The organism is Pseudomonas sp. No.117 (assembly GCF_054558395.1).
Genome location: NZ_BAAJNP010000006.1, coordinates 22,908 through 41,281, shown reverse-complemented (window position 1 = coordinate 41,281; position 18,374 = coordinate 22,908). Strand labels below are relative to the sequence as shown.

Genomic DNA, 18,374 nt, shown 5'->3' with positions numbered 1-18,374 from the left:
ACTCACCTGGCAGAAAGGGTAGAACGTGCAGTTTTCCGCCGACAGCGACATCTCCCTGGTCGTCACCAGCTGCGGGCGCTTCGACCTGCTCACGCAGACGCTGACGACCTTCGACGAATTCAACACCGCCCCCATTCGCCGGGTCTTCATCACCGAGGACTCCGGTGACGAACGGGTGCGCGACTGCATCCCAGCGCACTGGCGCGAGCACACCGAGTTCATCGTCAACCAGCCCAAGCTCGGCCAGATGCGCAGCGTCGACGCCGCCTACGCCCGGGTCGAAACGACCTGGATCTTCCATTGCGAAGACGACTGGGCCTTCTATCGGCCCGGCTTCATCGAGGACTCCCAGGCGCTGCTGGAGGCCGATCCCCAGGCGTTGCAGGTCTGGCTGCGCAGCCATGCCCATGACCTGGCGATCCACAGCCCCTACGTCTATCTCAAGCCACGACAGGTGCACGCGGGTATCGCCTTCCACGAGGTCGGCTCGCACAAGCCCGAATGGCAGGGTTTCTCCTTCAATCCCGGTCTGCGTCGACGTGCCGACTACCTCCGCCATGCGCCCTATGGCGAGCTGACCGGTGAGAAGGAACTGTCCCGCCGCTACGCCGAGGAGCAGCGGCACGCGTTGATCCTGGAAAACGATGCGGTCTTGCACACGGGCTTCGGCCAGCACGTGGTCAGTGAGAAAGATCGCGAAGACAAGTGCAGGCGTCGTCGTCTGGACCGCATCAAACTGGCGCTGGCCTTCCTGGTCGGTGCACTCCTGGGAGCCCTGCTGTGGTGACACCCGTGCTCGATCGGCTGCAGCACAGCCGCTATTTCACCCTGGCGGTGCTGGTGTTCCTGGCCGCCTATCTGTGCATTCCCGTCGCGAAGTGGATCAACAGCTACTACTACGCGGTGATCGCGCTGCCGGCGCTGGTGCTGTTCGTCCTGCGCCCGCGGGTGATCGACTGGCGTTCCCCGCTGCTACTGCTCTGGTTGGTGTTTCTCGCCTGGTTCATCGTGCCAGGCGCGCGGGCGGAGGAGGGCGCGTTCTTCAAGCACATCCTCTATGTGCTGCTGTTCGTCTTCACCGTGGCTTGCCTGGTGGATGGCGATTTCTTTCGGCGCCCCGGATTCGTGCGGCTGGCGTTCTGGATCCTTTGCGCCTACGCCGTGGGCTCCAGCCTGGTCTTCTGGCTGACCGGCCACTACGCCGTGGGCCAGAGGGTCATCCATCTGCCCGGACGGATCGCCAACCCCATCTATGTCAGCATCTGGATGGTGTGCCTGGGCGGGCTGGCCGCCCCCACCTGGATTCGCGAACGGCGCTGGGGTGAATTGCTGGCAGCGGTTGTGATCACCATCGTCGGCATCTCCTTCGCGCTGCAGACCCGCACCGGCCTGGTCGGGATCGTCTTCCTGGCGGCCCTGGGCGTGCTCTTCGCCTTCCCGCGGTTCCCGCTCCGCACCCTGGCCTTCGTTGTTCTGGTCAGCGCCTTGATCGCCGGCGTGGTCCAGGTGGTACACACCGAGGCCTGGTTCGTCGCCTTCTGGGGGCGAGCCGATTCCGGGCGCATCGAGCTGTTCCATTTCATGATGAAGGACTGGCAGGCCTGCGGCTGGTGGCTGGGTTGTGGCCTGGGCTACCAAAGCCACGACCTGCTGCATGGCACCGAGGCCATCCAGCATCCGCACAACATCTTCGTTTCCTTCGGCATCTACACCGGGCTGGTCTCGCTGCTGATCTTCGCCGTGCTGATGCTGGCCACCCTGGGCGCGGCGCTGCGCCAGCGCGATCCCTGGGGACTCTACCTGGTGGTGGCCCTGCTCATGCTGAACTTCGACGGGGCCAAGCTGATCGGCAATCCGGACGAGTTATGGCCGCTGGTGCTGTTGCCTGCGGCGATGATCGCCGGGGCCGAGGTGCAGCGCCGCCGCAAGCTGGCGCTGGGGCAGGCACTACCCGTCTAGTTCTGCAGCTGGCGGTCGAGGTCGCGCCAGTCCAACGGCTGGCGACAGGCCTCGGCGTAGGCGCGCAGGAAGGGTTCGCGACCCGGCGCGAACAGCCAGTCGCGGTCCTCGTCGTAGCGCAGTAGGTGATGGAAATTGCGTACCCGCAGGCGCAGCGGCAGACGGCGCGTATGGCAGCGCAGGTCGGCGATATCGATCAGGCCCAGCTCGCCTTCCGGCGTCAGCACCACGTTGCCCAGATGCAGCGAGCGGAAGTAGACGCCACCGTCGTGCAGCCCGGCGATGAAGCGGCCCAGGGCCGGACGCAGTGTCTCGGCCTGCTCCGTGCCGCGCAGCTGGCGCAGGGTGGCACCGGGCAGCGGGCTGTAGTGGACCAGATCGCGCTGAAGCGAGGCGGCGCGGTAGACGGCCAGCACCTTCGGGCAGGGAATGCCGCGTTCCGCCAGTTGACGAGCGTTGTCGGCGAATCTTTGGGCATAGGGAAAGAGCGCAGCCGAGGTCAGCAGCCGCTTGCGGCGAAACAGCTTGAGGTAGCTGCCATCGGTGAGGCGCAGGACCTTGTCGCCGTGATGATCGGCTTCCACTACCTGGGCGGCGTCGCGCAGTTCGAGATAGCGCGAATGTTCGAGAGGCTTCATGCAAGACCCGTCAACGTCAGGGCGTGCATGTTACCCGAAGGTGGCAGGCTGTGAAGTGACCCTTACTACCTAACCTAGCGCTTGTTGCTAGAATCGATTTTTTGCCAGCACCTTTACATGCGCTCAACACGTCAACTCCTGTACTTCGTTTACGGCGGTGCCCAGGCCTATCGGCAGGAGCTGAAGTTCAGCCTGCTCAGCGCCTTGCACTGGCGGCAGCGCCAGGACATCGCCATTCGCCTGCTGACCGACCGGCCGCAGGATTATCGTGGCTGGCCGGTGGACGTGCTGCCCCTCGACGGGGCGACGCTCCAGGCCTGGCAGGGCCAGCACGGTTACCTGCATCGCAGCAAGGCCTGCGCCATCGCCTGGGCACTGCCGCGAGCGGACAAGACGCTGTTCCTCGACAGCGACACCGTGGTCCAGGCGCCCTTGGCCGCCCTGTTCGACGGCATCGACGACCAGCGTGGCCTGATGGACATCGAGGAGTGGCCCTGGCACCGAGCCCGCGCCCGCCCCGAATTCGCCCGGTTCGCCGCGACCCTGGCCGAGCGCGACCAGGAGCCGGCGGCAGATACGCGGCTCTATAACAGCGGGGTCTGTGGTCTGGCGCGAACCCATTTGTGGCGGGTCGAGCAGGCCATCGCCCTGATCGACGACTGGCGGGGGCACGACGACGAGGTCCATACCCTGGAGCAGATCGCCCTGTCGTTCAGTCTGGCGGACCTTGGCATCAGCCAGGCGCGCGGTGCCATCCGCCACTACTACGCGGAAAAACGCTTCCTGCACTTCATGCTGGCGCATTTCTTCGAGCGCTACGGTGAAGACTACTCGCCCGAACTCCAGCGCCACTGGCAGGAGGTGCCCCTGACCAAGCCCCTGCCCGACGTCTGGACCCGGCTGCGGGTGAAGTGGCAACTGGCCGGACTGGACAAGCAGCGGGCGAGCCTGGGCCGCAAGCTGCTCTATGGCTGCCTGGCGCCCCAGGACAGCTACGCCCAGGCCTGTCGCCACGTCTGGTGGGAACGGGCGTTGAGCGAGCGCCTGGGTGGCGGCGACCGTCAGGCCTTCGCCGAAGGCATCTGGCCGAACGACCTGCCACGCCCGCACCTGGCCGACGAAGCCGGTGCGGCGCTCGACTATCTACGCACACGGGTGCGCGGCTAGCATCCCTTCAGGAATCTCTGCATGCGAACGCTTTTCCTCGTCGTCCTCTACGGCTTGCGCCCGAGGGATTCGGCCACCTTGCGCAGCCTGCTGGCCCAGCCTCTGGCCAGCCTGCCGGCGGACAGCGGTCTGCTGGTCTGGAACAACGGCCCCCAGGCCCTGGACGAGGCGGAGCGCCAGGCCCTGCTGGCTGCGCCAGGCTGGACGCGGGTACTCATCACGGAAGACCTCGGCAATCCCCCGCTGAGTCGGGTCTACAACCAGGCCTTGCAGCAGGACGCCGAGCGGCTGGTGGTCCTCGACCAGGACACCGTGGTGGACGGTCGCTATCTGCAGGCCCTGTCACGGGAGGCCGAGTTGCTGGTGCCCTTGGTGCTGGGTGCAGGTACCATCCGCTATCCCCATCAGCACAAGGCGGTAGTGACGGAAGAAGGCCCGCTGGATCCCCAGGCCACCGTCACCATCAGCTCGGGCCTGTGTCTGACCCAAGGCTTGGCCCAGCGCATCGCGGCCCGTCATGGCGACGTCTTCGACGAGAGATTCGCCCTCTATGGCGTCGATGTCTCCTTCTTCCTGCGGGTCCAGGAGCTCGCGCGGGAGGAGCCGGTCCAGTTGCTCTGCGCCGGGGTGCTGGATCATTCGCTGTCTGAGCTGGAAGCCGAAACGCCGGCCCAGCGGCGCTTTCGCGATATCGAAAAATTCTACGTCGCCCTGCTGCTGCGACTGCACTACAAGGGCGCTTCCCGCGGCAAGGTGCTGCGCTATCTGGGGCGGCAGTTGCTGGGCAATCGCCTCTATCTGTATGGCGTGCTGCCGCAGATGCTGCAGACCGTGTTCAGGGGCCGTCATCCCCGGGCATGAAGCCCGGCAGCGGCCGGATCACCGCCTCGTGACGGCTGTAGTAGAGGCTGTCGGCGGGGATGTCGCGCATCACCAGGGCGCCGGCACCGACTACCACGTTGTCACCGATGGTCAGGTGGTCGCCAACGATGCAGACATGGGCGCCGAGACTGACGTTGTCGCCGATGAAGATGCCCACCAGCCGCGCCGGATCGTCGCTCTTGATGCCGATGGTGGTGTGCTGGCGGATCATCACATTGCGCCCGATCACCGCCAGGTTGGAAACGCAGATGCCCATGCGGTGGGGCAGGCGCAGCCCGGGGCCAATACGCGCGCCCAGCAAGATCTCGATGTTGTGCCGGCGGATCAGGCGGCGATTGATCCGCTCGGCCAGCTTGCGGTAATTGAGCAGGCCGCGCGGGCGGCAGTAGAGGAACTGCGCCAGGCGATACCAGAACAGAAAGCTCGGACTCTCTCCGGCCGCCACGCGCCGGAACAGGCGCTTGAGGCGCAAGGGCTTGCCCGGCGCATCCAGCACCTCCACGCGCCAATGATCCTTGAGTTCGGCGAAGGTGGCGATCAGCGGTGGCATGACGGACGTTCCGGAGCAGGGGAGGGCAAGCCTAGCGGAAAATCCCGCCACTGGGTCGGCGGCAGGTGCGTGTTAACATGGCGCTTTTGCGTCACGACGAGACCATGAGCCAAGACTCCCCTGCGCAGACTTCCAGTCTGAAGATCTATTTCCGCCTGCTCGGCTACGTGCGGCCCTACATCGGCATGTTCGCCCTGAGTATCGTCGGCTTCCTGATCTTCGCCTCCACCCAGCCGATGCTGGCCGGCATCCTCAAGTACTTCGTCGATGGCCTGAACAATCCCAATGCCTCGATGTTCCCGGGGTGGCCGCTCATCGGCGGCCTGCACCTGGTCCAGGCGGTGCCGCTGATGATCATCCTGATCGCCGCCTGGCAGGGCGTCGGTTCCTTTCTCGGCAACTATTTCCTGGCGCGGGTTTCCCTGGGACTGGTGCATGACCTGCGGGTGGCGCTGTTCAACCACATGCTGCGGCTGCCCAACCGCTACTTCGATGCCAACAACTCCGGCCACCTGATCTCGCGCATCACCTTCAACGTCACCATGGTCACCGGCGCCGCCACCGAGGCGATCAAGGTAGTGATCCGCGAGGGCATGACGGTGGTCTTCCTGTTCGCCTCCCTGCTGTGGATGAACTGGAAGCTGACCCTGGTGATGGTGGCCATCCTGCCGCTGATCGCCCTGATGGTGACCAGCGCCAGTCGCAAGTTCCGCAAGCAGAGCAGCAAGATCCAGTCGGCCATGGGCGACGTCACCCACATCACCTCCGAGGCCATCCAGGGCTATCGGGTGGTGCGCAGCTTCGGTGGCGAGCGTTACGAGCAGCAGCGCTTCCTCGATTCCAGCGTCGCCAACACCGACAAGCAGCTGACCATGACCAAGACCGGAGCGGTCTATACCCCCATGCTGCAGCTGGTGATCTATTCGGCCATGGCGGTGCTGATGTTCCTGGTGCTCTGGCTGCGCGGCGAGGCTTCCGCCGGGGACCTGGTGGCCTATATCACCATGGCCGGCCTGCTGCCCAAGCCGATCCGCCAGCTCTCCGAGGTCAGTTCCACCATCCAGCGCGGCGTGGCTGGCGCGGAAAGCATCTTCGAGCAGCTCGACGAACCCGCCGAACGTGACGAGGGCCGCGAGGAGCGCGAGCGTGTCCAGGGTCGGCTGGAGGTGCGCAACCTCACCTTCCGCTATCCCGGCACCGACAAGGCCGTGCTGGAGGGCATCGACTTCGTCGCCGAGCCGGGCCAGATGGTGGCCCTGGTGGGCCGCTCGGGCAGTGGCAAGTCGACCCTGGCCAACCTGATTCCGCGCTTCTACCAGCACGAGCAGGGCGAGATCCTGCTCGATGGCCTGGAGATCCAGGACTACCGGCTGACCAATCTGCGCCGGCATATCGCCCTGGTAACCCAGCACGTCACCCTGTTCAACGACAGCGTCACCAACAACATCGCCTATGGCGACCTGGCCGGGGCGCCCATGGAGCAGGTCAAGGCAGCGGCCGAAGCGGCCTATGCCGACGAATTCATCGAGCGCCTGCCGCAGCAATACGATACCCAGGTCGGTGAGAACGGCGTGCTGCTGTCCGGCGGTCAGCGTCAGCGCCTGGCCATCGCCCGGGCCCTGCTGAAGAATGCGCCGCTGCTGATCCTCGACGAGGCCACCTCGGCCCTGGATACCGAATCCGAGCGGCATATCCAGGCGGCGCTGGATCGCGTCATGCAAGGCCGTACCACCCTGGTGATCGCCCACCGCCTCTCCACCATCGAGAAGGCCGACCTGATCCTGGTGATGGACAATGGCCGCATCGTCGAGCGCGGCAGCCACGGCGAGCTGCTGGCGCTGAACGGCTACTATGCCCGCCTACATGCCAAGCAATTCGAGGAGGTCGCGCCGCCGGCGCCGACGATCGAATGCTGAACCGACTGCGTTTCTGGCGTGAGCGCGGCTGGACCTCGATTTCCGCCGCCGACTATGCCGCCACCTGGCAGCGTTACGGCGGCAGCGTCGTCACTCACCCGGAAGTGATCGCTCGACTGGCCGAGCTGGCCGGTATCCCGGTGCGCTACCTGGGCTGGGCCGGCGCCGACGGCTGGCAGGCCGCGGTGCCCTGCTGGGGCCGCGAACTGGCGCTGTCCCGCGCGGTGCTCAAGCAGCGCCGCCAGCGTGCCCTGTTCGACCTGGGCAATGCCGAGATCATCCTGCCCGCCGCCCAGGGCGCTGCGGCACCCCTGCGCCAGCGTGCCCGCTACTTGTCGCCGCTGTGCGAAGAGCGCTTTGCTGGGCTGCGTCGGCAGAGCGAGGAACTGGCCATGCTCCGCGAGCCGGAGGCCTGGTCGAAGAAATTCCGCTACAACCAGAGACGCGAGCAGCGCCTTTTCGAAGACGCCGGTGGCCGCGCCCTGCCTATGGCCGAGCTGGACAGTGCCGAGCAGGCGCGGATCTATGCCGAGCTGTTCGAGTCGCGCTGGGGCTTCGAGGTGCCGGGCAAGGCGCGGCTGGCCGAGGTGTTCGCCCTACTGCGCGATTTCATGACCGGTTCGGTGCTCATGCTCGGCGAGCGGCCGGTGGCCATCCAGGTGCTCTATCGGGTGGAAGCGCCCGAGTGGATCAGCGTCGAATACGTCAATGGCGGCGTCGATCCCAGTTGCAGCGACCTCAGTCCGGGCAGCGTTCTCACTTATCTGAACACCCAGGCGGCCTGGCAGGATGCCCGTGCCCTGGACAAGGCGCTGCGCTACTCCTTCGGCCGCGCCGACCGCGACTACAAGGACCGCTGGTGCCACCGCGTCACCGTCTTCGAGAGCTGAGATGACTGCCCGCAAACAAGCCCTGCTCAAACGTCATCGCCGGCACAAGCGGCTGGCCCTGCTGGTCATCGCCGTGGTCCTGCTCGGCTGCCTGGCGCTGGGGCCCTGGTGGAGCGCGCCGTTGCTGGCGTTGCTGGTCTGGGTCGGGCATGAAGCCTGGTTCGCCGATCATCTCTTCTACTCGCCGCGGGACAGCTACCAGTACCAGTTTCCTGCCGACACCCTCGTGCTGGGCCTGCATTTGCAGCAGGGCCGGCTGGCCGCGGTGGAGTTGCCGCCGGGCGAGCTGACGCTGTTCCTGGAGTGCCGCCTGCGGGCCGGTTGGCTCGGCCGGTTGCTGGATCCCCAGGTGCGGTTGCGGGCGGGCGACGACGTGGACCGCCAGGACTTCGAGCGCGGCGTGGCCGGGCGCCGCTACGTCAACCTCAGTGGCTACGCCGAGGCCTTGCGCCGTGGCGAGTTGCAACTCTGGACCCGCTTCTGCCGCCTGCAGGGGGAGTTGCGCCTGCATGTCTTCGCCCAGCCGGATTTCACTACCAAGCGCGTGATGGTCATCGCCCCCCATGCCGACGACGCCGAGCTGGCCGCCTTCGGTCTCTACAGCCAGGCCCGGGAGACCAGCATCGTCACCCTGACCCAGGGCGAGATCGAGGCCGAGCACTACCAGCGCCTGGGCCTCGACCGCCAGGCGGCTGCCCGGCTCAAGGGCCGGCTGCGCACCTGGGACAGCCTGGTCACCCCGCTGTGGGGTGGGGTACTGCCCGAGCGCTGCTTCCAACTGGGTTACTACTGCCTGCAATTGCCGGCCATGCGCCAGGCGCCGGATCAAGCCTGCGGTTCCCGCGAATCCGGCGAAGGCGATATTCGCAGCGCGCGCCGCTATAATGCCTTCGACTTGCCCGGGGATGCCGACGGCATCCCCAGCTGGCGCAACCTGGTGGCCGATTTGGTGGCGCTGCTGGAGCATTTCCGTCCCGAGGTGGTGGTGCTGCCGCATCCCGAGATCGATCCCCATGCCGATCACGTCGCCAGCACCCAGGCCCTGCGCGAGGCCATGGCCGCGAGCGACTGGCAGCCCGAGTTCGAGCTGCTCTATGCCAACCACCTGCACGACAACGACCGCTGGCCCATGGGCCCAGCCGAGGGCGGTATCGCCTTGCCACCGGCCATCGAGACACCCACGCCCCTGGTGCCCTGGAGTCCGCTGCTGACGCCGGAGCGCCGGCTGGACAAGGCCATGGCCCTGGGCCTGCAGCACGACCTGCTGGTGCCGCTGCCGGCCAAGAAGCGCCTGCGCCGCGCCATCCAGTGGCTGCTGGCCGGGCGCCGCTGGCCGCGCACCGGGGAAGACGAGTTCTTCCGCAAGGCGGTGCGGCGTCACGAGCTGTTCTGGATCAATCGCCGGCCCTGAGAGCCTATTCAGAAGCTGCTGCGCGTCGGCCAAACGGCGTTGAAAAGGCCCTGGTCGCCAGCCCGGCCTGGGCGGCCCCGTCGCCATGCTCATTTACCGCTCGTAAACTCGTGCGCGAGCCCGGTCGAGCGCGAGTCCGATCCGTTCCCTCAGGCCTTTGATTCGCTAGCGCTCACCCTTCGGGCCAGCCCTTGGCTGTTACTCCCGTGGGTCGTTGCGCCTTGTTTGGCTCCAGCTCGCGAGATTATGAACGGGCCCTGAGCCCGGCCTTTCCCGCTGGCAGGCGCTTCCGGGGCGCCTTGGCCCCTATGCTATGATCGCCGCCATTTTCGCGCTTTGGAGCCTGTCCCTATGAAGCTGACCATGCCTCGCTTCGATCTCGCGCCGGTCCTGGTGGTTGGCGACGTGATGCTCGACCGCTACTGGCACGGCACCACCTCGCGGATCTCCCCCGAGGCGCCGGTACCCGTGGTGCGGGTCGACCAGCACGAGGATCGTCCCGGTGGCGCGGCCAACGTCGCCCTCAACATCGCCGCCCTCGGCGCGCCGGCCTACCTGGTCGGCGTCACCGGCCAGGACGAGGCTGCCGATGCCCTGACCGACAGCCTGAGAGCCGCCCATGTGCAGGTGCGCTTCCAGCGCATCGCCCAGCAACCGACCATCGTCAAGCTGCGCATCATGAGTCGTCACCAGCAACTGATCCGCGTCGACTTCGAGGAACCCTTCGACACCGACGCCCAGGCGCTGGCTTCGGACACCGCCGCCATGCTGGCCGGGGTCAAGGTGCTGGTGCTCTCGGACTACGGCAAGGGCGCGCTGAAGAACCACCAGGCGCTGATCCAGCTGGCCCGGGCGCGCAACATCCCGGTGCTGGCCGATCCCAAGGGCAAGGATTTCTCCATCTACCGGGGCGCCAGCCTGATCACCCCGAACCTGTCCGAATTCGAAGCCATCGTTGGCGTCTGCGCCGACGACGCCGAGCTGGTGGCCAAGGGCAGCGAGCTGATGGCGCGCCTGGACCTGGGCGCCTTGCTGGTGACCCGCGGCGAGCACGGCATGACCCTGCTACGGCCAGGCCAGGCGGCGCTGCACCTGCCGGCCCGCGCTCGCGAGGTGTTCGACGTCACCGGCGCCGGCGACACCGTGATTTCCACCCTGGCCGCCGCCCTGGCGGCCGGCGAGGAATTGCCCCAGGCCGTGGCCCTGGCCAACCTGGCCGCCGGCATCGTGGTCGGCAAGCTGGGTACCGCCGCCATCAGCGCCCCCGAGCTGCGCCGCGCGGTGCAGCGCTCGGAAGGCTCCGAGCGTGGCGTCCTGACCCTGGAGCAACTGCAACTGGCCATCGAGGACGCCCGCGCCCATGGCGAGAAGATCGTCTTCACCAACGGCTGCTTCGACATCCTCCACGCCGGTCATGTGACCTACCTGGAGCAGGCGCGCGCCCAGGGCGATCGCCTGATCGTGGCGGTCAACGACGACGCCTCGGTCACCCGCCTCAAGGGCCCGGGTCGCCCCATCAACAGCGTCGACCGGCGCATGGCGGTGCTGGCCGGTCTCGGCGCGGTGGACTGGGTCATTCCCTTCAGCGAGAACACCCCGGAGCGGCTGCTGGAGCAGGTGCGCCCCGACGTGCTGGTCAAGGGTGGCGACTACAAGAGCGTCGAAGAGGTGGTCGGCGCCCAGATCGTGCAGGGCTACGGCGGCGAGGTGCGCATCCTCGGCCTGGTGGAGAACAGCTCCACCACCGCCATCGTCGAGCGGATCCGCAACCGTACCTGACCGCTGGCGGCACTCGGGTTAAGCTGGGCGCAGAACCGCTATGGAGCTGCGCCATGCCTTCGACGCCCCACCTGATCCTTGGTACCCGCACCGATGGTCAACCCCTCGGTCATCCCCTGAAGCTGGCCAATCGGCACGGGCTCATCGCCGGGGCCACGGGCACCGGCAAGACCGTTACCCTGCAACGGCTCGCCGAAGCCTTCAGCGATGCCGGCGTCGCGGTGTTCGCCGCCGATATCAAGGGTGACCTTTGCGGCCTGGGTGCCGCTGGCGCGCCCCAGGGCAAGCTGGCCGAGCGGATCGCCGCCCAGGGCCTGCCGCACCAGCCCCAGGCCTATCCGGTCACCCTCTGGGACGTTGACGGCCGGAGCGGCCATCCATTGCGGACCACCCTGAGCGAGATGGGCCCGCTGCTGTTGGGCAATCTGCTGGAATTGACCGACAGCCAGCAGGCCGCCCTGCATGCCGCCTTCAAGCTGGCCGATCGCGAAGGCCTGCTGCTGCTCGATCTCAAGGATCTCAAGGCCGTTCTCAATCACCTGCGCGAGCAACCCGAAGCCCTCGGCGAAGACCGCGCCCTGTTCACCGGTGCCTCGGCCCAGGCACTGCTGCGGCGCCTGGCCACCCTGGAGCAGCAGGGCGCCGAGGCCTTCTTCGGCGAACCGGCCTTGCAACTGGAAGACGTCTTGCGCCCTGAGGCCGATGGCCGCGGGCGCATCCATCTGCTCGACGCCAGCCGCCTGGTGCACGAGGCGCCCAAGGTCTATGCCACCTTCCTGATCTGGCTGCTGGCTGAGCTCTTCGAGCAATTGCCCGAGCGGGGCGATGCCGACAAACCCGTGCTGGCGCTGTTCTTCGACGAGGCCCATCTGCTCTTCGGCGATACGCCCAAGGCGCTGCGTGATCGCCTGGAGCAGGTGGTGCGGCTGATCCGTTCCAAGGGCGTCGGCGTCTACTTCGTCACCCAGTCGCCCGCTGACCTGCCGGACGCCATCCTGGCCCAGCTGGGCCTGCGTATCCAGCACGGCCTGCGCGCCTTCACCGCCAAGGAGCAGAAGGCCCTGCGCGCGGTGGCCGACGGCTTCCGCGCCAATCCGGCCTTCGACAGCCTGGAGGTGTTGACCGAGCTGGGCATTGGCGAAGCCCTGGTGGGCAGCCTTGAGGACAAGGGCACCCCGGCCATGGTCGAGCGCGTGGCCATAGCGCCACCGCAATCGCGGGTCGGCCCGCTGAGCGAGGCCGAGCGCCAGGCGCTGATTCGTCAGTCACCCCAGGCGGGGCGTTATGACCGGCCGGTGGATCGGGAGTCGGCCTACGAGATCCTGCGTGATCGTCAGGCCGCGCGGATACCCGAAGAGGCGCCCGCGCCGGCAAAGCCGGGGCAGGGCGGCGCCCTGGGCGATCTGGTCGGCGAACTGGCGGGCCAGGCGCTCAAGACCGCCGCGCGCCAGGCGGCCAATCAGCTGGGGCGCCAGCTGGTGCGGGGATTGTTGGGTTCGCTGTTGGGCGGCAAGCGTCGCTAGCCGCTCGGCCAGCCAAAAAAAGACCCCGCCGAGGCGGGGTCTTTCTTGTGCGCTAGGCAGTCATTACATGCGCGGGGCGACCGGGTTGGCGTCGTTGGAGATAGTCACTTCCACCCGACGGTTCAGGGCGCGATCGGAGGCATTGCTGTTGCTGGCCACCGGGAAGGCCTTGCCGTAGCCGCGGGTCTGGATGCGGCTCGGCTCCACGCCGGCGCTGATCAGCGCGGTCTGGATGGCCTGGGCGCGACGCTCGGAAAGCTGCTGGTTGTAAGCATCGCCACCGACGCTGTCGGTGTAGCCTTCGACGATCACCTTGCGCTCGGGATTCTGCTTCAGATAGTCAGCCAGCTTCTGGGCGTTAGCATAGCCCTGGGGCTTGAGCTCGGCCTTGTTGAAGTCGAACAGCACGTTACCGAAGGTCACCACGGTGCCACGGTCGGTCTGCTTGGCCTGCAGGGCGTCCTGCAGCTGCTTGAGCTGGGCGGTACGGGCGTCCAGGCGGGCCTGGGTGCGCTCGGCGTCGACGTTCTGCATCTGGGCTTCGGTCATGCGCAGCTTGATGGTCTGCATGGCCGTCTGGATGCGCTGGTTGGTCAGGTAGGCCAGCTGGTCGACGGTCTTCTCGTTCTCACCGTCCTTGTAGGCCTTCTCGGTCTTTTGCAGCCAGGCACCGGCGTCCTTGGTCTCCAGGGCGGCCAGCTGGGCGGCCTGCGGCTGGGACTCCAGCGCCGAGTAGTCGGACTTGGCCTGTTCCAGGTTGGGGTTGGGCGGCGTGGAGCAGGCGGCCAGGGCCAGGCTGAGCAGCGACACGGCAGGGATCAGAATATGTTTACGCATGGTGGTCATCCTTTGAATTCGTGAAGGTAAGAAGGAGCGGGTCTGTTACTGCTGGACCTTCTTCTGCAGATTCTGCTGGAGCTGCAGGTTGATCTGACCTTCCTCACGGATCTGCTGGATGCTGTTCTGGGCATCCTTGAGCGCGGCTTCGGCCTTGGCGGCCTGGGTCTTGCGGGTGGCCAGGCGGGCATCCCACTCGGCCTGTTCGGCCAGTTGCTTGGCTTCGGCGTACTTTTCGTTGGAGAGGGCGGTTTGCGCCTGGGTCCACTTGTCCTGGGCCGACTTGGTCTCGATGGGCGCGAACTGGTTGCCACCGGAGCTGACGGCCTCGTTGACGGCGGACTGGGTCACGGCCATCTGGGCGGTCGGCGGGTTGCCGGCGCAACCGGCCAGCAGCAGCGAGCTGCCCAGGGCGAGGGCTGCAAGTTTCAGGGTGCAGGCTTTGGAGAAGGACGTTTGGGCAGTGGCACTCTTCATGGATTCAAGCTCCGTTGTTGATCCGAAAAGCGCGCCGCCGGCATGGGCGAGGCGGGCGCCTGGTCATTGAAAGCCGCACGTGGAGGCAAGCCCTGCCCGTTCCTTCAAGGTCCATGGGCGGGTGCTGTCAGACAGCCCTCGTCCAGCGCTGCGGTCTGATCCTGTGACCGCTCATCCGCCAAAAATGTTCACTGGCTATCGAATTTCGCCCTGGCGCCAAGGCCCTTCGCAGAGCGGTAGCCCTGTAGGTAAAGGTGCAGGTCGGCGGCTAGGCGCCCGTTTCCGTCTGCAGGCGGTGCAGGTGCTTGCGCGCCAGTTCGAGAAAGCGCGGGGTTGTTCCGGCGTCCGCATACAGTGGGTCGCCGAGCTCATCGGTGGCCACCACCTCGTCGCCCTTGACGTAGGGAAAGCTGGCCTCCAGTTCCTCGAAGGCTGCCGCCAGCAATTCGCTCAGCAGGGCTTCGGGGGTACGCTGGGGATAGAGCTCGCGCAGCGCCTCGAGCCGGGCCGCGGTTTCCAGCTCCAGGTCGAGGCGGTAGCTGCGCGTGGTGCTGGGGGTGGTGGCCTGCTGCTCCCATTGGTGAGCGAGTTCGCGAATCTTCATGGGGATCTCCCGTGGCTTAGGCAAAGGTCGGATATTCAGGTCGAGCAAGCCTGGGCACCCTGCAAGGGCCGGGGGCTTGCAACCAGGGCAGTAGGGTGCTGTCCTCTGCGCTAGACCGCAGTGGTGGCCCTGAGGTCCGAACCGGTACTTTCGAGGAGCACGAAATGGTGGAAATCGACGTTCGTCTGCGCGAGCAGGTGCGGTTGCTGGGTGATCTGCTGGGGCAGACCATCGCCGACCAGCATGGCGCAGCCTTTCTCGACAAGATCGAGCGGATCCGCAAGGGCGCCAAGGCGGCGCGTGGCGGTTCCGCGGAAGGGGCGCGCCAGCTCGGCGACACTCTGGATACCCTGGCCGAGGACGAGCTGCTGCCTGTCGCCCGGGCCTTCAGCCATTTCCTCAACCTGGCCAACATCGCCGAGGAATATCACCGCGTCCGGCGGCGCACCGAAGACGAGCCGCCGCCTTTCGAGCAACAGGTGCTGCCCGAGTTGCTGGAGCGCCTGGGCACGGCCGGGCACTCCGGGGCCGAGCTGGCCGGGCGGGTGGCGGCGTTGGACATCGACCTGGTGCTGACCGCCCACCCGACCGAGGTGTCGCGGCGGACCCTGATCCAGAAATACGACGAGATCAGCGCGCAACTGGCGGCGCTCGATCACCGCGATCTGACGTCCACCGAGGTGGCCGCTATCGAGGCCCGGCTGCGGCGGCTCATCGCCGAGGCCTGGCACACCGAGGAGATCCGCCGCCAGCGGCCGACGCCGGTGGACGAAGCCAAGTGGGGCTTCGCGGTGATCGAGAATTCGCTCTGGCAGGCGATACCCAGCCTGCTGCGCAAGCTGGACGATTGCCTGCAGGAGCGCACCGGCCAGCGGCTGCCGCTGACGGCGGCCCCGGTGCGCTTCTCCTCCTGGATGGGCGGTGACCGCGACGGCAACCCCAATGTTACCGCCGCCATCACCCGCGAGGTGCTCCTGCTGGCGCGCTGGATGGCCGCCGATCTCTACCTGCGCGATGTCGACCGCCTGGCCGCCGAGCTGTCCATGCAGGCGGCAAGTCCGGCCTTGCGCGAACAGGCCGGCGATCACCCCGAACCCTATCGCAAGGTGCTCAAGGTGCTGCGCGAGCGGCTGCAGATCACCCGCAGCTGGGCGGCCCACGCCATCACCGATCCCCATGCCGGCGCCCGTCATATCCTCAGCGACAACGCCGAGCTGATCGCGCCACTGCAGCTGTGCTACGACTCCCTGCAGCACTGTGGCCTGGGTGTCATCGCCGACGGCTCCCTGCTCGATACCCTGCGCCGGGCCCGTACCTTCGGCCTCTATCTGGTCCGCCTGGACATCCGCCAGGATGCCGCACGGCATGCCGCGGCCCTGGCCGACATCTGCCGCTACCTGAACCTGGGCGACTATGCCGCCTGGAGCGAGGAGCAGCGCCTGGAATTCCTGCGCGGCGAGCTGAACAGCCGGCGCCCCCTGTTGCCACTGGATGCCGAGCTGGCGGCCGATACCCAGGAGGTGCTCGCCACCTGCCGGGTGATCGCCGCCTCGCCGCCCGACGCCCTGGGCTCCTATGTCATCTCCATGGCCGGCGCGGCGTCCGATGTCCTCGCCGTGCAGCTGCTGCTGCGCGAATGTGGCGTCCGCCAGCCCATGCGCGTGGTGCCGCTGTTCGAGACGCTCGACGACCTGGATCACGCCGGCACCGCCATCGCCAGCCTGCTGGACCTGCCCGACTATCGCGAGCGTCTGGCCGGCCCCCAGGAGGTCATGATCGGCTATTCGGATTCGGCCAAGGACGCCGGTACCCTGGCGGCGGCCTGGGCCCAGTACCGGGCCCAGGAGGCGCTGGTGGAGATCTGCGCCAGCCGCGGCGTCGAGCTGCTGCTGTTCCATGGCCGCGGCGGTACCGTGGGGCGTGGCGGCGGTCCGGCCCACGCGGCCATCCTCTCGCAACCGCCGGGCTCGGTGGCCGGGCGCTTCCGCACCACCGAGCAGGGCGAGATGATCCGCTTCAAGTTCGGTCAGCCGGCCATCGCCGAGCAGAACCTGGCGCTCTACCTGGGTGCGGTGCTGGAGGCCACCCTGCTGCCGCCGCCGGCGCCCGAACCGGCCTGGCGCGAGCAGATGGATCGCCTGGCCCGCGACAGCCTGCAGGCATATCGCGGCGTGGTCCGCGAAGATCCGCATTTCGTCAGCTATTTCCGCCAGGCCACGCCGGAGCTGGAGCTGGGCCGACTGCCCCTGGGCAGTCGGCCGGCCAAGCGTCGCGAGGGCGGCGTGGAAAGCCTCAGGGCGATTCCCTGGATCTTTGCCTGGACCCAGACCCGCCTGATGCTGCCCGCCTGGCTTGGCTGGGAGGCGGCGCTGGAGCAGGCCGAGCGGCGCGGCGAGTCGCCGCTGCTGCGCGAGATGCGCGAGCGCTGGCCGTTCTTCCAGACCCGTATCGACATGCTGGAGATGGTGCTGGCCAAGGCCGAGGCCGAGCTGGCGCGGCTGTACGACGAGCGCCTGGTGGACGCCGAGCTGCAGGTGCTCGGCAGCCAGCTGCGCGAGCGACTACGCCAGGCCGGCGTCGCGGTGCTGCGCCTGACCGGCCAGCAGGAGCTGCTCGAACATCACCGGGACACCCTGGTGTTCATCACCGTGCGCAACACCTATCTCGATCCGCTGCACCTGCTGCAGATCGAACTGCTGGCCCGGGCGCGGGCGGCGGGCGAAAGCCAGCCGGCGGCGCTCGATCAGGCGCTGCTGGTGAGCGTGGCCGGGATCGCCGCAGGACTGCGCAATACCGGTTGAACAGACCGTCGCTTTTGCCAGGGCCCGGGGTCGTCTGGACGGGCCCGGCACCTGCGACGCTTGGTAACTTGTGCGGCCAGGGGGCGCTGTGTATGGTTGGTCCCTTTGGCCGTCTCGTGTCGTCGACAACAATCATCGCGACAGCGCCCTGCGCGGGCTGCCAGTCCGAGACCATTCTAAGGAGCAACAGATGCGCGTAATCCTGCTGGGAGCGCCCGGTGCCGGCAAAGGTACTCAGGCCCGGTTCATCACTGAAAAATTCGGCATTCCGCAGGTTTCCACCGGCGACATGCTGCGGGCCGCGGTCAAGGCCGGCACGCCCCTGGGCCTGCAGGTCAAGGACATCATGGACAATGGCGGCCTGGTCTCCGACGAGATCATCATCGCCCTGATCAGCGAGCGCATCCTGGACGCCGACTGTGCCCAGGGTTTCCTCTTCGATGGCTTCCCGCGCACCATTCCCCAGGCCGAGGCCCTCGAAGCCGCCGGCGTGAAGATCGACCATGTGCTGGAAATCGCCGTCGACGACGAGGAAATCGTCCAGCGTCTGTCCGGTCGCCGCGTGCACCCGGGTTCCGGCCGTGTCTATCACGTCCAGCATAATCCGCCGAAGGTCGCCGACACCGATGACCTGACCGGCGAGCCGCTGGTGCAGCGCGAGGACGATCGCGAAGCCACCATTCGCAAGCGCCTGGACCTCTATCATTCCCAGACCAAGCCGCTGGTGGACTTCTACCAGAAGCTCGGCGCTGCCCAGGGCACCCCCAAGTGCAGCCGCATCGAGGGCGTGGGTTCGGTGGATGCCATCACCGCCAAGGTGCTGCAAGCCCTGAGCTAAAAGTTGGTCAAGGCCGCCTGTGCCTGCAGGCGGCCCGGTCAAGGCGCCGTCCTGGCGTCGTGACCGATGGGCGGGTCCCCTCGCGTCCCGTCTTGCTCTAGA

The 18,374-nt window shown here is 67.2% G+C and carries 16 protein-coding genes; 11 read left to right on the top strand and 5 right to left on the bottom strand.

Annotation, left to right across the window (positions count from 1 at the left end):
* The first annotated feature begins 25 nt into the window (after positions 1-25).
* Together ACYJP6_RS15285 and ACYJP6_RS15280 are read left to right on the top strand one after the other, a co-directional pair.
* Complete coding sequence (locus ACYJP6_RS15285) at positions 26-787, top strand: glycosyltransferase family 2 protein (protein ID WP_459475874.1); 762 nt, start codon at positions 26-28, stop codon at positions 785-787.
* Between the two features lie 5 nt (positions 788-792).
* Positions 793-1,959 (top strand): O-antigen ligase family protein, encoded by a 1,167-nt coding sequence (locus tag ACYJP6_RS15280; RefSeq protein ID WP_459475873.1) that lies wholly within the window; start codon positions 793-795, stop codon positions 1,957-1,959.
* Here ACYJP6_RS15280 and ACYJP6_RS15275 read toward each other — a convergent pair.
* Positions 1,956-2,597, bottom strand: coding sequence for a lipopolysaccharide kinase InaA family protein (locus ACYJP6_RS15275; RefSeq protein ID WP_459475872.1), 642 nt, complete (start codon positions 2,595-2,597; stop codon positions 1,956-1,958). The genes ACYJP6_RS15280 and ACYJP6_RS15275 overlap by 4 nt on opposite strands.
* A gap of 117 nt (positions 2,598-2,714) precedes the next feature.
* Between ACYJP6_RS15275 and ACYJP6_RS15270 the strand changes: the two genes are divergently transcribed.
* Both ACYJP6_RS15270 and ACYJP6_RS15265 read left to right on the top strand, forming a co-directional pair.
* Complete coding sequence (locus ACYJP6_RS15270; RefSeq protein ID WP_459475871.1) at positions 2,715-3,764, top strand: hypothetical protein; 1,050 nt, start codon at positions 2,715-2,717, stop codon at positions 3,762-3,764.
* Between the two features lie 21 nt (positions 3,765-3,785).
* On the top strand, positions 3,786-4,625 hold the full coding sequence (locus tag ACYJP6_RS15265; protein WP_459475870.1) for a glycosyltransferase family 2 protein: 840 nt from the start codon (positions 3,786-3,788) through the stop codon (positions 4,623-4,625).
* Here the strand turns inward: ACYJP6_RS15265 and ACYJP6_RS15260 are convergent.
* Positions 4,600-5,196: a serine acetyltransferase gene (locus ACYJP6_RS15260; protein ID WP_459475868.1), complete on the bottom strand. Its 597-nt coding sequence runs from the start codon at positions 5,194-5,196 to the stop codon at positions 4,600-4,602. The genes ACYJP6_RS15265 and ACYJP6_RS15260 overlap by 26 nt on opposite strands.
* Before the next feature lie 104 nt (positions 5,197-5,300).
* On the opposite strand from ACYJP6_RS15260, the gene msbA reads away from it, so the two are divergent.
* The 5 genes from msbA (at position 5,301) to ACYJP6_RS15235 (ending at position 12,715) form a co-directional block, all read left to right on the top strand.
* Entirely contained in the window at positions 5,301-7,112 is a 1,812-nt protein-coding gene (msbA, locus tag ACYJP6_RS15255; protein WP_459475867.1) for a lipid A export permease/ATP-binding protein MsbA, read from the top strand.
* Entirely contained in the window at positions 7,106-8,002 is an 897-nt protein-coding gene (locus tag ACYJP6_RS15250; RefSeq protein WP_459475866.1) for a GNAT family N-acetyltransferase, read from the top strand. The genes msbA and ACYJP6_RS15250 overlap by 7 nt, the downstream gene beginning before the upstream one ends.
* Before the next feature lies 1 nt (position 8,003).
* Complete coding sequence (locus ACYJP6_RS15245; RefSeq protein ID WP_459475865.1) at positions 8,004-9,413, top strand: PIG-L deacetylase family protein; 1,410 nt, start codon at positions 8,004-8,006, stop codon at positions 9,411-9,413.
* Between the two features lie 351 nt (positions 9,414-9,764).
* Entirely contained in the window at positions 9,765-11,192 is a 1,428-nt protein-coding gene (gene hldE, locus ACYJP6_RS15240) for a bifunctional D-glycero-beta-D-manno-heptose-7-phosphate kinase/D-glycero-beta-D-manno-heptose 1-phosphate adenylyltransferase HldE (RefSeq protein WP_459475863.1), read from the top strand.
* 53 nt (positions 11,193-11,245) lie between these two features.
* A complete protein-coding gene (locus ACYJP6_RS15235; protein WP_459475862.1) occupies positions 11,246-12,715 on the top strand; it encodes a helicase HerA-like domain-containing protein in 1,470 nt (489 codons plus the stop codon).
* A gap of 63 nt (positions 12,716-12,778) precedes the next feature.
* Here ACYJP6_RS15235 and ACYJP6_RS15230 read toward each other — a convergent pair whose 3' ends face one another.
* From ACYJP6_RS15230 to ACYJP6_RS15220, 3 genes are all read right to left on the bottom strand, one after another.
* Positions 12,779-13,552, bottom strand: a complete 774-nt coding sequence (locus tag ACYJP6_RS15230) for an OmpA family protein (RefSeq protein WP_145007977.1) — start codon at positions 13,550-13,552, stop codon at positions 12,779-12,781.
* Between the two features lie 45 nt (positions 13,553-13,597).
* Positions 13,598-14,029 carry a DUF4398 domain-containing protein gene (locus tag ACYJP6_RS15225; RefSeq protein WP_459475861.1) on the bottom strand — a complete coding sequence of 144 codons (432 nt, stop codon included), beginning with the start codon at positions 14,027-14,029 and terminating at the stop codon, positions 13,598-13,600.
* Positions 14,030-14,297: 268 nt separating this feature from the next.
* A complete protein-coding gene (locus ACYJP6_RS15220; RefSeq protein ID WP_459475860.1) occupies positions 14,298-14,633 on the bottom strand; it encodes a pilin assembly protein in 336 nt (111 codons plus the stop codon).
* A 164-nt stretch (positions 14,634-14,797) separates the two neighbouring features.
* Here ACYJP6_RS15220 and ppc point away from each other — a divergent pair, with 164 nt between their 5' ends.
* Together ppc and adk are read left to right on the top strand one after the other, a co-directional pair.
* A complete protein-coding gene (ppc, locus tag ACYJP6_RS15215; RefSeq protein WP_459475858.1) occupies positions 14,798-17,434 on the top strand; it encodes a phosphoenolpyruvate carboxylase in 2,637 nt (878 codons plus the stop codon).
* 190 nt (positions 17,435-17,624) lie between these two features.
* Positions 17,625-18,272: an adenylate kinase gene (adk, locus tag ACYJP6_RS15210; protein ID WP_459475857.1), complete on the top strand. Its 648-nt coding sequence runs from the start codon at positions 17,625-17,627 to the stop codon at positions 18,270-18,272.
* The last annotated feature ends 102 nt before the right edge of the window (positions 18,273-18,374 follow it).